Consider the following 13254-nt stretch of genomic DNA (forward strand, 5'->3'; position numbering starts at 1 on the left):
TTAAAGCTTGATCTCGATGTCGACACCGGCGGGAAGGTCGAGCCGCATCAGCGAGTCGACCGTCTTCGGTGTCGGGTCAAGAATGTCGATCAGCCGCTTGTGCGTACGCATCTCGAAGTGCTCGCGGCTGTCCTTGTACTTGTGCGGCGACCGGATCACGCAGTAGACGTTCTTCTCCGTCGGCAGCGGCACCGGTCCCGCGACCTGCGCACCAGTCCGCGTCACCGTCTCGACGATCTTTCGCGCCGAACTGTCGATGATCTCGTGGTCGTAGGCCTTGAGCCGGATGCGGATCTTCTGTGCCGCCATGGTGGGCTTCGCCTGTCCTGTCTGTCTCGTCCGGCTCGCAGGCCCTGCAGGGTCCGTTCCTTCGCCGGAGCTGCCGCCGGATGTACCGCTTGTTGTCAGGTGCATGCACTGCGCAAGCGGCGGGCCGTATGCCCCGGATCGGGCATACCGGGCCCGCCGCCGCGGTGGCTACTTCAGGATCTTGGTGACGCGACCGGCACCGACGGTACGACCGCCCTCACGGATGGCGAACCGCAGACCTTCCTCCATGGCGATCGGCTGGATGAGCTCGACCGTCATCTCCGTGTTGTCACCCGGCATGACCATCTCGGTGCCCTCGGGGAGGGTCACCACACCGGTCACGTCGGTGGTCCGGAAGTAGAACTGCGGACGGTAGTTATTGAAGAATGGTGTGTGACGACCACCCTCGTCCTTGCTGAGGATGTAGACCTGCGCCTCGAAGTTGGTGTGCGGCGTGATCGACTTCGGCTTGGTGACGACCTGGCCGCGCTCCACGTCCTCACGCTTCACACCACGCAGGAGAAGGCCGACGTTGTCACCGGCGCGCCCCTCGTCGAGCAGCTTGCGGAACATCTCCACGCCGGTGACGGTCGTCGTGGTGACGTCCGGCCGGATGCCGACGATCTCGACCGTCTCGCTGACCTTGACCACACCGCGCTCCACGCGACCGGTGACGACCGTGCCACGACCAGTGATCGTGAAGACGTCCTCGATCGGCATGAGGAAGGGCTTGTCGATGTCACGCTCGGGCTCCGGGATGGAGTCGTCGACAGCCTGCATGAGCTCGAGGAGCTTGGCTCCCCACTCCTTGTCGCCCTCCAGCGCCTTGAGCGCCGAGACCCGCACCACCGGAACGTCGTCGCCGGGGAACTCGTACGAGCTGAGCAGCTCCCGGACCTCCAGCTCGACGAGCTCGAGGATCTCCTCGTCGTCGACCATGTCGGCCTTGTTCAGCGCCACGACGATGTAGGGCACGCCGACCTGGCGGGCGAGCAGCACGTGCTCCTTGGTCTGCGGCATCGGGCCGTCGGTCGCCGACACGACCAGGATCGCACCGTCCATCTGCGCCGCACCGGTGATCATGTTCTTGATGTAGTCAGCGTGGCCGGGGCAGTCGACGTGGGCGTAGTGCCGGTTGTCGGTCTGGTACTCGACGTGGGCGATCGAGATCGTGATGCCGCGGGCCTTCTCCTCCGGCGCCTTGTCGATCTGGTCGAACGGCGTGAAGGGGTTCAGATCCGGGTGCGCGTCGTGCAGGACCTTGGTGATGGCCGCGGTCAGCGTGGTCTTGCCGTGGTCAATGTGACCGATGGTCCCGATGTTGACATGCGGCTTGTTCCGCTCGAACTTCTGCTTCGCCACGGGTGTCCCTCCAAGGACGGGTGGTGTCGTGCCGTGCTAGTGATCCCTGGGGCCTCCGGCGACGCGAGATCTGTGATCGCGTCGCCTTCCGACCACTGGTAGCCTGCTAATGATCAGTGGTGGTGCCGGATTCGCGAACAGTATCGCTACGTCCGGTCACCGGTCACTCCCCACGTGCCTTTGCGATGATCTCCTTCGCGACCCCTGCCGGAACCTCGGCATAGGAGTCGAACTGCATCGAGTAGACGGCCCGGCCCGAGGTCTTCGACCGCAGGTCCCCGACATAGCCGAACATCTCGGACAGCGGGACGGTCGCCTTCACGATGCGTGCACCGGACCGTTCGTCCATGGCCTGAATCTGCCCGCGCCGCGAGTTCAGGTCACCGATCACGTCACCCATGTAGTCCTCAGGGGTGGTGACCTCGACCGCCATCATCGGTTCGAGCAGCACCGGGTCGGCCCGCCGCGCCGCCTCCTTGAACGCCATCGAACCGGCGATCTTGAAAGCAAGTTCGGACGAGTCGACGTCGTGGTACTGGCCGTCGGTCAGGGTGACCTTCACGTCGACGAGGGGGTACCCGGCGAGCACGCCGAACTCCATCGCCTCCTGGCAGCCGGCGTCGACCGAGGGGATGTACTCACGCGGGATGCGGCCACCGGTGACCTTGTTCTCGAACTCGTAGCCGCCGCCGTCGCCGCCGGAGGGTTCAAGATTGATGATCACGCGGGCGTACTGCCCGGAGCCGCCGGTCTGCTTCTTGTGCGTGTAGTCGACCTTCTCGACCTTGCGCCGGATGGTCTCCCGGTAGGCGACCTGCGGCTTGCCGACGTTGGCGGTGACGCCGAACTCGCGGCGCATCCGGTCGACGAGCACGTCGAGGTGCAGCTCGCCCATGCCGGCGATGATCGTCTGACCGGTCTCGTCGTCGGTGCGGACCTGGAAGGTCGGGTCCTCCTCGGCCAGCCGGCCGATGGCCGTGCCCAGCTTCTGCTGGTCGGCCTTGGTCTTCGGCTCGATCGCGACGCTGATGACCGGGGCCGGGAAGGTCATCGACTCCAGGATGACCGGAGCGTTCGGGTCGCACAGCGTGTCACCGGTCGTGGTGTTCTTCAGACCGACGACCGCGACGATCTGGCCGGCGCCGACGCCCTCACGGTCCTCCCGGTGGTTGGCGTGCATCTGGAGGATGCGGCCGACGCGCTCCTTACGGTCCTTGGTCGAGTTCAGCACCGGAGAGCCCGAGGTGAGGCGTCCGGAGTAGACCCGGATGTAGGTCAGCTTCCCGACGTAGGGGTCCGTCATGATCTTGAAGGCGAGCGCGGCGAACGGCTCGTTCTCGTCCGGTTCGCGGGAGACCTCGGTGTCCTCCCGGCCGATGGCGTGGCCGACGGTGGTGCCGATGTCCAGCGGGCTCGGGAGGAAGTCGACGACGGCGTCGAGCATGGGCTGCACGCCCTTGTTCTTGAACGCCGACCCGCACAGGACCGGGTTGACCGAACCGGTCAGCGTCGCCCGGCGCAGTGCCGCCCGCAGCTGCTCCTCGGTCGGCTCCTCGCCCTCCAGGTAGAGCTCCATCAGGCTGTCGTCGTTCTCGGCGACGGTCTCGACGAGCTTGTCCCGCCACTCCTGCGCGGCCTCGACGTGGTCGCGCGGGATGTCAACGGTCTCGTAGGAGGCGCCCTTGTCCTCGGTGTGCCAGAGCAGGCCCTTCATCCGGACCAGGTCGATGACGCCCTTGAAGTCGGCCTCGACACCCCACGGCAGCTGGATGACGGCCGGGGTCGCGGCGAGCCGGTCGACCATCATCTCCACACACCGGTGGAACTCCGCGCCGACCCGGTCCATCTTGTTGACGAACGCGATCCGCGGGACGTCGTAACGGTCGGCCTGGCGCCAGACGGTCTCGCTCTGCGGCTCGACACCGGCCACGGCGTCGAAGACCGCGACGGCACCGTCGAGGACACGCAGCGACCGCTCCACCTCGACCGTGAAGTCGACATGCCCCGGAGTGTCGATGATGTTGATGGTGTGATCGCGCCAGGTACAGGTGGTGGCGGCGGAGGTGATGGTGATCCCCCGCTCCTGCTCCTGCTCCATCCAGTCCATGGTGGCGCCGCCATCGTGGACTTCACCGATCTTGTAGTTGACGCCGGTGTAGAACAGGATCCGCTCGGTGGTGGTGGTCTTGCCCGCGTCGATATGGGCCATGATCCCGATGTTGCGGGTCGAGGCCAGCGCGGCATGTACGTCAGCAGACATTGTTGGTTACCAGCGGTAGTGAGCGAAGGCCCTGTTGGACTCCGCCATCTTGTGGGTGTCCTCGCGCCGCTTCACGCTCGCGCCGAGACCGTTACTGGCGTCGATCAGCTCGTTCATGAGGCGCTCGGTCATGGTCTTCTCACGCCGCTGCCGGGCGTAGCCGACAAGCCAGCGCAGCGCGAGTGTCGTACTCCGGCTCGCGCGTACCTCGACCGGTACCTGGTAGGTGGCGCCACCGACCCGGCGGCTGCGCACCTCCAGGGTCGGCTTGACGTTGTCGAGAGCGCGCTTGAGCGTGACCACGGGGTCGTTGCCGGTCTTCTCCCGAGCGCCCTCCAGCGCCCCGTAGACGATCCGTTCGGCCAGCGACTTCTTGCCGCTCAGGAGAACCTTGTTGACCAGCGCTGTCACCAGCGGTGAGCCGTAGACCGGATCGACGACGACGACGTGCTTGGGAGCCGGGCCCTTGCGTGGCATCAGGCCTTCTCCTTCTTTGCTCCGTACTTGCTGCGTGCCTGCTTGCGGTTGCGGACACCCTGCGTGTCCAGCGTCCCGCGAACGATCTTGTAGCGGACGCCCGGAAGGTCCTTCACTCGGCCGCCGCGCACCAGGACGATCGAGTGCTCCTGCAGGTTGTGCCCTACCCCCGGGATGTAGGCGGTGACCTCTATCCCACTGTGGAGCCGGACCCGGGCAACCTTGCGCAGCGCCGAGTTCGGCTTCTTGGGCGTGGTCGTGTAGACGCGGGTGCACACGCCACGACGCTGCGGGCTCCCCTTGAGCGCCGGGGTCTTGGTCTTTTCGACCTTGTCCTGCCGGCCCTTGCGGACCAACTGCTGGATCGTCGGCAACGCCGCTCCCGTTCCTGTTCCGTTCCTGCCGGTACCTGCTGTTATGTCAGCTGTGTCCGACCCACGCGGTCGGGCGTGTCGCAATCCCTGGGAAGACCGGAACAATCGGGACGGTCTGCCATGGGAGTACGCCCGCCCGCCTTCGTGAAGGCGGGGTCATCCCCGTCACCGCCGGCCCGGCAGGACGGGCCACAGTGCCATGAGATGGCGCAAGACACAGGTCAACCTTGCAACGCATAGCGCCGCAGAAAGCGAGACTACAGAACCGGCAACGGCTGTGTCGAATCGGGGTGCGGCAAGCGCCTCGAGGAGCACGACATCCCGGTCGGCAGGTCGTGCTGTCGCGGCGCCGAAAGGCTGCGGGCCGCGGTCTAGTCCGGCAGTTTCCGCAGCTTGCAGACGAAGAAGCCCTCGAACGCCGGGCCCGGCAGGATGCGCCGGGCGCCGGCAAGCGCCGGATGGAAGGTCTCGGTCCGCCAGTGCCGCAGACCCGGCCGCCATGTGCCCGGCGCGAAGCCATCGATGTCGACCTCGATCGGGCACACCTCGACGGGATGGTGACGCAGAAGGTAGCTCAGCGGCGCCTCGTTCTCCTCCGGGCCGAACGTGCAGGTGGAGTAGACGAGGATGCCGCCGGGACGCAGCAGCCGGCAGGCCGCCACCAGCATCTTGCGCTGCAGCCAGCCATAGTCGATCACTCGCTGTTCGGTCCAGTACCGCAGCGCCGAGGACTCCCGCAGATCGACCAGGCCCTCACCGCTGCACTGGGCGTCCAACAGCACCCGGTCGAAGCGCTCGGCTATGAACTTGTCGGCGTACTGCGCGGGGTGACAGGTCGTCTCGGCGAGGCGGACGTGGAACTGCTGGGTGACTTCGCGCAGCTTGTCCAGCCGGGGTCTGATGCCGTCGTTCGCCCACAGGCGCGCGTCATTGCCGACCAGCGCCGCGATGTGCGCCGTCTTGCCGCCCGGCGCCGCACACAGATCGATGATCGACCCGGCCGGTGCGGGCTCGAGGGCCAACGCGGGCACCAGACTGGAGATGTTCTGGATATAGGCGTGGCCGCCGCCGAACACCTCCGACCGCGACAGCACGCGCTTGTCGCCACGCAGGAGATAGCCGTCGGGGCACCAGCCGAGCGGGTCTAGGGTGAGCCCGAGATCCGCGATGGCGCGGTGGACCGCATCCACGCCCAGCGGTGAGAGCTGGTTGACCCGGACGCCGGTACGGCGGTCCAGGCACAGACGGTCGACCACCTCGGATTCGGCCAGCTGAAGGATCTCGGACAACCGCCGCACGAACAGCGTCCGCTTCCGGCTCACCCAACCCCCTGCCACATCCTGATCGCGCCGCCGGCCACGGGTACGCCGGTCCGGCAACACCGTCTCCATCGCCAAAATACCCACCATCGGTCCAGCCACCAGCCACCAGCCACCAGCCGGTGACGGTACCGCGGACGCCCTGCCGGTCACGCCCGTGCGATTCATCCGACACCGGCCTTGATACGCCTGGCATGCCGAGCGTATCGAGGGTCACAGGCCCGGCCCAGCCGCGCCGGTCCGGTTGCCGACTGCGGCCGCGGGCAGCGGTTGGTGCGCCTGTTTTCCCGGGCCGGCATCGCCGGCCCCGGTTACCCCCGCCGGCACCCCTGGCCACCTGCGAAAACGCCGCGGGCCGCAGCGTCACCAAAAAAAATTCGCCGCCACATCACAGCCTTTGTCACATCGCACATGTCGTGTTCGAGACCAAATACTTGGGTACTGCGAAAGCTGTGATCCGAGTCATGATGTTGGATCCTTGCCCAGTAATCGGCGTCCCGATAACTTCGGTTTTGTCACCGTCAAGTTCGGCTGACCACGATGGAGGACAGATGCCCACTTCTTTTCAGCCCACCGACTGCGCAGAAATTATCCCGTCAAGCACCTTCGGGCTGGTTATAGAGGTATCCGAGGACGTGGAGATATCCGTTTTCAGTGGAACGGAAGAAGCTGCTGAAAAGCCGATCCTGGCATCGCTGGTCACCCGCGCCCCGCAGCCGGATGACGGCCACGACAACCAGCTTCTGAGCATCCATCCCGGCCCTGACACCGACACCGGCCCGATCCCCGATCTGGAAACGGCGGCCGACAGCGCCGAGAACACAACGAAAACCCCGCCCAGCGACGGCTGAGTTCCGGACCAGTACCAGGCAAGCGGCTCACAATGACGACATCTCGCCGGTCGTCCACCGGGACCAGCGGGTGGATCGGGCAGCCGAACCACCAACAGACCTCGGCGGGGACGACATTCCCGAAGACCACCGCCACTGTATCCTGGCTGTACGGACGCCTGTTCGCCTGGCTCACCGGGAATCCCGCGGCCGCCCGCGTCGAGCATTTCATCCGGGACCAGAACAAGGCGACCGTCGCGCACGCCGCTCTTTCTCTGCTGGGTTCGTCGGCACTGGTGGTCGCCCCGTTCGCAATTCGGAACCTGATCGACGGATGGCTCCTGCGGCTGCGGACGAGCGGCATACTCCTACCGGTATTCCTCATACTCGGCGCCTTTGTGCTCAGCGCCGCCGTGTCGACCTTGCGATACATACTGATCGGCTATTTCAGCGAGAAACTCGCCCTGCGGATCCGGCGCGACCTGTACCAGCACGCGATCGCGCTGCCGTTCCCCCACCTCGCCCGGGCCCGACACGGTGATGTCGTCACCCTCTTCACCATCGACACCACCAAGGTCCAGACCGCGGCCGCGCTCTGTCTGCCCACCATCGCGACCATGGCGGTCGAACTCGTCGTCTCCGGAGTGGTCGCATACCTGCTCCAGTGGCGCCTCGCGTTCGCCGTGGCCGTGATCAGCGTGATTCCGCTCGTCCTGCTGCGGCTGGTGCGTGGACGCGTCCGGGCCATCAGCAGGGTGGAGATCGAACGGCACAGCCGCATGGTCGATCATCTCGTCGAGCTGACCGGGCCGGTGGGAGCGCTGCACATGCGCGCCTTTCGCGCGCAGAGCGTCGGCCAGGAGGAGTTCGAACGGCTGGGCTCGGCCATTTCGACAGCCGCCCGCACCCGCGTGCAGGTCTTCGCCCGCCTGCAGCTCATCGCCGCGGGAAGTTCGGTGCTGGCAACCATAACCGTGATCGGGTTCGGGGTGTGGCTCACCCTGGATCAGACGATGACGGTCGGCACTTTCGTAGCGTTCCTCAGCGTGCTCCTCCTGGCATTTCGTTCCATTGCCGGCTTCGCCAACCTACGTACCCAGCTCTTCGACGGCGAGTCCTCCCTCATCCGCATCCTGGCCTTTCTCGACATCCCGCTGGAGACGGCGCACGCGGCTGACCGCAGCAATGTCAGACCATTGGCGACGGTCGATCGGCCGCACCCGCCCAAGGGCACTCCGGCGCCGACGGACCCAGCGGCCCCCGGCCCCGAAAGCACTCCCAGACCACCGGTTCACGGCGATCTCGTCCTGGAGAACGTCTCCTACTCCTACGCGCCCGACGTACCGGCTCCCAGCTGGGCCGTCCGTTCCGTCGACATCGTCGTGGAGCGCAGTGAAATGGTGGCTGTCGTCGGATTCAGCGGCGCAGGGAAGACCACGCTCTGCCATCTCGCGAGCGGCCTGCTCACCCCCACCAGCGGGCGCGTCCTGCTCGGCGGCCGTGATGCCGCCGGGCTTTCCCCCACCGCGGCCCGAGCCGCCGTCGGCCTGGTTTCGCAGGAACCGTTCATCCAGCGCCGTACTGTTGCGGAGAACCTCCGCTTCGGGAATCCGGCTGCAACGACCGACGAGCTCTGGGCCGCCCTGGAGACGACCGGTCTGGTCACGCTCGTGCGCTCCCTTCCGGAGGGAATCCACACGCCGCTGGGACACAGCGGTTACCAGATCTCCGGTGGGGAGCGGCAACGGCTGTCCATCGCCCGCGTACTCGTTCAGAATCCGCGAACCGTCATCCTCGACGAGGCCACGTCGAACCTTGACACGCTGACCGAGGATCTCCTGCGCGCCTCCCTCGAACGTCTTCTCGCCGATCGCAGCTGCCTCGTCGTCGCTCATCGGGCGACGATGACCGTCGCCGCCGACCGCATCTACGTACTGGAAAACGGCACGGTGATGGAGGCCGGCCCGCACGACCGGCTCATCCGCAGCGGCGGTATCTACGCCCAGTTGACCCGTGGACCGGCGGAGAGGACGTCGAGGAAGGAAGCGAAGAAGGAAAGGAACGGCGGCCGGTAGGACCGCCGGAGGAACCACCGCAGAACCATCGGAAAACTCACCGGAAAACACTTGTGCCCGGACCGCACGCCATAGCGGTCCGGGCACAAGTGTTGGAGCGGTTGTCCTCGCAGACGGCTGTCACCATCCGCGGCTGTCACCCGCTGTTGCCACCACCCGCTGTTGTCACCGGGTCGGCGGTCATTCACCAGCAATCCGGCTCCACACGGCAGGCGGCCCGGGTGTGCGCCCAACGAGGACGCTCACCCGGGCCGCCTGGTAGTCCGGGGATCCGAGGCAGAAGGACCTACCGGTAGTCGCCTCCGGTGCTGCGGTAGTCGAAGTCGTCCAGCGGAACGGCCTGGCCGCTGCCGGTACCGAACGCGCCGTACTCCACGGTCGCACCGTCCTCGTACGCGCCCACCGAGTACATCGACGCCCGCGCCTCCTCGGTCGGCTCGACCCGGATGTTGCGGTACCGGGAAATGCCGGTACCCGCCGGGATGAGCTTGCCGATGATGACGTTCTCCTTCAGACCGACCAGCGAGTCCGACCGGGCGTTGATCGCGGCGTCGGTGAGCACCCGGGTCGTCTCCTGGAAGGACGCGGCCGACAGCCACGACTCGGTTGCCAGGGACGCCTTGGTGATACCCATGAGGACCGGGCGGGCCGAAGCCGGCTGACCGCCGGACTCGACCACTCGACGGTTCTCCTCCTCGAACCGGGCCCGCTCGACCAGTTCGCCCGGCAGGAGCGTGGTCTCCCCCGACTCCAGCACGTTCACCCGCTTGAGCATCTGCCGGATGATGATCTCGATGTGCTTGTCGTGGATCGACACACCCTGCGAGCGGTACACCTCCTGGACCTGGTCGACCAGGTGGAGCTGCACCTGACGCGGGCCGAGGATCCGCAGCACCTCGTGCGGGTCGACCGCACCGTCGACGATCTTCTGACCGACGGCGATGTGCTGACCCTCCTCGACCTTCAGCCGCGACCGGCGGGACACCGGGTAGGAGATCTCCTCGCTACCGTCATCGGGAACGATCACAACCTTGATGGTCTTCTCGGTCTCCTCGATGCGCACCCGCCCGGAGACCTCGCTGATCGGGGCCTTGCCCTTGGGGGACCGGGCCTCGAAGAGCTCCACCACCCGGGGTAGACCCTGGGTGATGTCGTCACCGGCAACACCACCGCTGTGGAAGGTACGCATCGTCAGCTGCGTGCCGGGCTCACCGATCGACTGTGCGGCGACGATGCCGACGGCCTCGCCGACATCGACGAGCTTGCCCGTAGCCAATGACCGGCCGTAGCACTGTGCGCAGACACCCATCCGGGCTGCGCAGGTGAGTGCGGAACGCACCTTCACCGACTCGATCCCAGCATCGATGATCTTACTGATGACCACGTCACCGAGGTCAGCGCCGGCCGGCACCACGACATCGCCGGCAGCGTTCACCGCGTCCGAGGCAAGCGTCCGGGCGTAGGCCGCAGTCTCGGCATAGCGATCGCGGACGAGTACGCCGTCCGCTCCCCTGCGCGCGATGCGGGTACCGATACCCCGTTCGGTGCCGCAGTCGTCCTCGCGGACGATGACGTCCTGGCTGACGTCGACCAGACGCCTGGTCAGGTACCCGGAGTCCGCGGTCCGCAGCGCCGTGTCGGCCAGACCCTTACGGGCGCCGTGCGTGGAGATGAAGTACTCCACCACGCTCAGCCCTTCGCGGAAGTTCGCCTTGATCGGACGCGGGATGATCTCACCCTTGGGGTTGGCGACCAGTCCACGCATCCCGGCGAGCTGCCGGATCTGCATCATGTTCCCGGCGGCCCCGGAATTGACCAGCACGGCGACCGGGTTGGTCTCCGGGAAGTTGGCCTCCATGGCCTCGGCGACCTTGTTCGTCGCCTCGTTCCAGATCTGGACCAGCTCACCACGGCGCTCGTCGTCGGACAGGAAGCCCCGGTCGAACTGCTTCTGCACCCGTTCGGCCCGCTGCTCGTACTCGTCGAGGATCTGCGCCTTGTTCGGCGGCGCGACAACGTCCTCGATCGCGACGGTCACTCCCGAGCGGGTGGCCCAGTAGAAACCGGCGCTCTTCAGCGCGTCCAGCGTCGCGGCCACCTGGATCTTCGGGTAACGCTCCGCCAGGTCGTTGACGATGACGGCCTGGGCCTTCTTGTTCATCAGGTAGTTGAGGAACGGGTAGCCCTCGGGGAGCGCCTGGTTGAGCAGGCAACGACCGAAGGTGGTCTCCAGGATGAACGGGTCGCCGCTGACCCAGCCGGGCGGCGGGGTCCAGTCCAGTGGCGGCGTGGTGTCGCGGAGCCGAACCTTGATCTTCGCCTGTAGGTCGATCTCCTTGGCGTCGAAGGCCATCTGTGCCTCGGACACGCTGGAGAACGCCCTGCCCTCGCCGACCCCGCCCACGGCCATCCGGCTGAGGTGGAATACCCCGGTCACCATGTCCAGGCTCGGCATGGCCAGCGGACGCCCGGACGCCGGCGAGAGGATGTTGTTGCTCGACAGCATCAGGATGCGCGCCTCGGCCTGCGCCTCCGCGGACAGCGGTAGGTGCACGGCCATCTGGTCCCCGTCGAAGTCCGCGTTGAACGCGGTGCAGACCAGCGGGTGGATCTGGATGGCCTTGCCCTCGACGAGCTGCGGTTCGAACGCCTGGATGCCCAGACGGTGCAGGGTCGGCGCACGGTTGAGCAGCACGGGGTGCTCGGTGATGACCTCTTCCAGCACGTCCCAGACGACCGGGCGGGCCCGCTCCACCATGCGCTTGGCCGACTTGATGTTCTGCGCGTGGTTGAGGTCGACCAGCCGCTTCATCACGAACGGTTTGAACAGCTCGAGCGCCATCTGCTTGGGCAGACCGCACTGGTGCAGCTTGAGCTGCGGGCCGACGACGATGACCGAACGGCCGGAGTAGTCGACACGCTTGCCCAGCAGGTTCTGGCGGAACCGGCCCTGCTTGCCCTTGAGCATGTCCGACAGCGACTTGAGCGGACGGTTGCCCGGACCGGTCACCGGCCGGCCACGGCGGCCGTTGTCGAACAGCGCGTCGACGGCCTCCTGCAGCATCCGCTTCTCGTTGTTGACGATGATCTCGGGCGCACCGAGGTCAAGCAGCCTCTTGAGGCGGTTGTTACGGTTGATCACCCGACGGTAGAGGTCGTTCAGGTCGGACGTGGCGAACCGGCCACCGTCGAGCTGCACCATCGGGCGCAGGTCCGGCGGGATCACCGGAACGCAGTCGAGCACCATCCCGTTCGGGGAGTTGCGGGTGTTGAGGAAGGCCGAGACGACCTTGAGGCGCTTGAGCGCCCGGGCCTTCTTCTGCCCCTTGCCGCTGCGGATGGTCTCCCGCAGCGACTCGGCCTCCGCCGCCAGATCGAAGTCGCTGAGCCTGCGCTGCAGGGCCTCGGCTCCCATGCCGCCTTCGAAGTACTGCCCGAACCGATCCCGCAGCTCACGGTAGAGCAGCTCGTCCGGCTCGAGGTCCTGGACCTTCATGCTCTTGAAACGGTCGAACACCCGGTCCAGATCGTCGATCTTCCGCTGGGCGCGCTCACGGATCTGGCGCATCTCGCGCTCGGCCGCCTCCCGCACCTTGCGCCTGACGTCGCCCTTGGCGCCCTCGGCCTCAAGCTGGGCGAGGTCGGCCTCCAGCTTCTTCTGCCGGGTCTCGACGTCGGCGTTCTTCTTGTCCTCGAGGTGCTGCTTCTCGACGGAGATACGGGCCTCGAGGGTGGGCAGGTCGCGGTGGCGCGCGTCCGTGTCCACACTTGTGATCATGTAGGCGGCGAAGTAGATGACCTTCTCAAGGTCCTTCGGCGCGAGATCGAGCAGGTAGCCCAGACGGCTCGGGACACCCTTGAAATACCAGATGTGGGTGACCGGTGCGGCCAGCTCGATGTGGCCCATCCGTTCACGACGCACCTTGGCGCGGGTGACCTCGACACCGCAGCGCTCACAGATGATGCCCTTGAAACGAACGCGCTTGTACTTGCCGCAGTAGCATTCCCAGTCCCGGGTCGGACCGAAGATCTTCTCGCAGAAGAGCCCGTCCTTTTCCGGCTTGAGGGTACGGTAGTTGATTGTCTCCGGCTTCTTGACCTCGCCGTGTGACCACTGGCGGATGTCATCCGCCGTGGCGAGGCCGATGCGCAGCTCGTCGAAGAAGTTGACGTCGAGCACGTGTCTTCTCTCTCTGCCGTCTGGCTGCCCGCTGTCGCCGGCAGGCTTCGTGAGGATGGCGGCGGCTG

The 13254-nt window shown here is 66.4% G+C and carries 9 protein-coding genes; 2 read left to right on the plus strand and 7 right to left on the minus strand.

Annotation, left to right across the window (positions count from 1 at the left end; genetic code table 11):
• The 6 genes from rpsJ to CV1CTNOD_RS20840 form a co-directional block, all read right to left on the minus strand.
• Window positions 1-309, minus strand: coding sequence for a 30S ribosomal protein S10 (gene rpsJ / locus CV1CTNOD_RS20815; RefSeq protein WP_013875113.1), 309 nt, complete (start codon window positions 307-309; stop codon window positions 1-3).
• A gap of 168 nt (window positions 310-477) precedes the next feature.
• Complete coding sequence (gene tuf, locus CV1CTNOD_RS20820) at window positions 478-1671, minus strand: elongation factor Tu (protein ID WP_131768537.1); 1194 nt, start codon at window positions 1669-1671, stop codon at window positions 478-480.
• Between the two features lie 163 nt (window positions 1672-1834).
• Window positions 1835-3931 (minus strand): elongation factor G, encoded by a 2097-nt coding sequence (fusA, locus tag CV1CTNOD_RS20825; RefSeq protein ID WP_131787659.1) that lies wholly within the window; start codon window positions 3929-3931, stop codon window positions 1835-1837.
• Between the two features lie 6 nt (window positions 3932-3937).
• Window positions 3938-4408 (minus strand): 30S ribosomal protein S7, encoded by a 471-nt coding sequence (rpsG, locus tag CV1CTNOD_RS20830; protein WP_047221565.1) that lies wholly within the window; start codon window positions 4406-4408, stop codon window positions 3938-3940.
• Window positions 4408-4782, minus strand: coding sequence for a 30S ribosomal protein S12 (gene rpsL, locus CV1CTNOD_RS20835; protein ID WP_047221564.1), 375 nt, complete (start codon window positions 4780-4782; stop codon window positions 4408-4410). Before rpsL ends, rpsG begins: the two co-directional genes overlap by 1 nt.
• Before the next feature lie 371 nt (window positions 4783-5153).
• Window positions 5154-6269: an RsmB/NOP family class I SAM-dependent RNA methyltransferase gene (locus CV1CTNOD_RS20840; RefSeq protein WP_131787660.1), complete on the minus strand. Its 1116-nt coding sequence runs from the start codon at window positions 6267-6269 to the stop codon at window positions 5154-5156.
• A 248-nt stretch (window positions 6270-6517) separates the two neighbouring features.
• Between CV1CTNOD_RS20840 and CV1CTNOD_RS20845 the strand changes: the two genes are divergently transcribed.
• A complete protein-coding gene (locus tag CV1CTNOD_RS20845) occupies window positions 6518-6952 on the plus strand; it encodes a hypothetical protein (RefSeq protein ID WP_131787661.1) in 435 nt (144 codons plus the stop codon).
• 32 nt (window positions 6953-6984) lie between these two features.
• Window positions 6985-9006, plus strand: a complete 2022-nt coding sequence (locus tag CV1CTNOD_RS20850; protein WP_131787662.1) for an ABC transporter ATP-binding protein — start codon at window positions 6985-6987, stop codon at window positions 9004-9006.
• Between the two features lie 286 nt (window positions 9007-9292).
• Here CV1CTNOD_RS20850 and CV1CTNOD_RS20855 read toward each other — a convergent pair whose 3' ends face one another.
• Window positions 9293-13186, minus strand: coding sequence for a DNA-directed RNA polymerase subunit beta' (locus tag CV1CTNOD_RS20855; protein WP_131787663.1), 3894 nt, complete (start codon window positions 13184-13186; stop codon window positions 9293-9295).
• Between the last annotated feature and the right edge of the window lie 68 nt (window positions 13187-13254).

The organism is Protofrankia symbiont of Coriaria ruscifolia (assembly GCF_900634745.1).
GTDB lineage: Bacteria > Actinomycetota > Actinomycetes > Frankiales > Frankiaceae > Protofrankia > Protofrankia californiensis.

Bases quoted from the DNA above. Each gene is read 5' to 3' on its own strand.
- rpsJ (WP_013875113.1), bottom strand. From the start codon at position 309: ATGGCGGCACAGAAGATCCGCATCCGGCTCAAGGCCTACGACCACGAG.
- fusA (WP_131787659.1), bottom strand. From the start codon at position 3,931: ATGTCTGCTGACGTACATGCCGCGCTGGCCTCGACCCGCAACATCGGG.
- rpsG (WP_047221565.1), bottom strand. From the start codon at position 4,408: ATGCCACGCAAGGGCCCGGCTCCCAAGCACGTCGTCGTCGTCGATCCG.
- CV1CTNOD_RS20840 (WP_131787660.1), bottom strand. From the start codon at position 6,269: ATGAATCGCACGGGCGTGACCGGCAGGGCGTCCGCGGTACCGTCACCG.
- CV1CTNOD_RS20850 (WP_131787662.1), top strand. From the start codon at position 6,985: ATGACGACATCTCGCCGGTCGTCCACCGGGACCAGCGGGTGGATCGGG.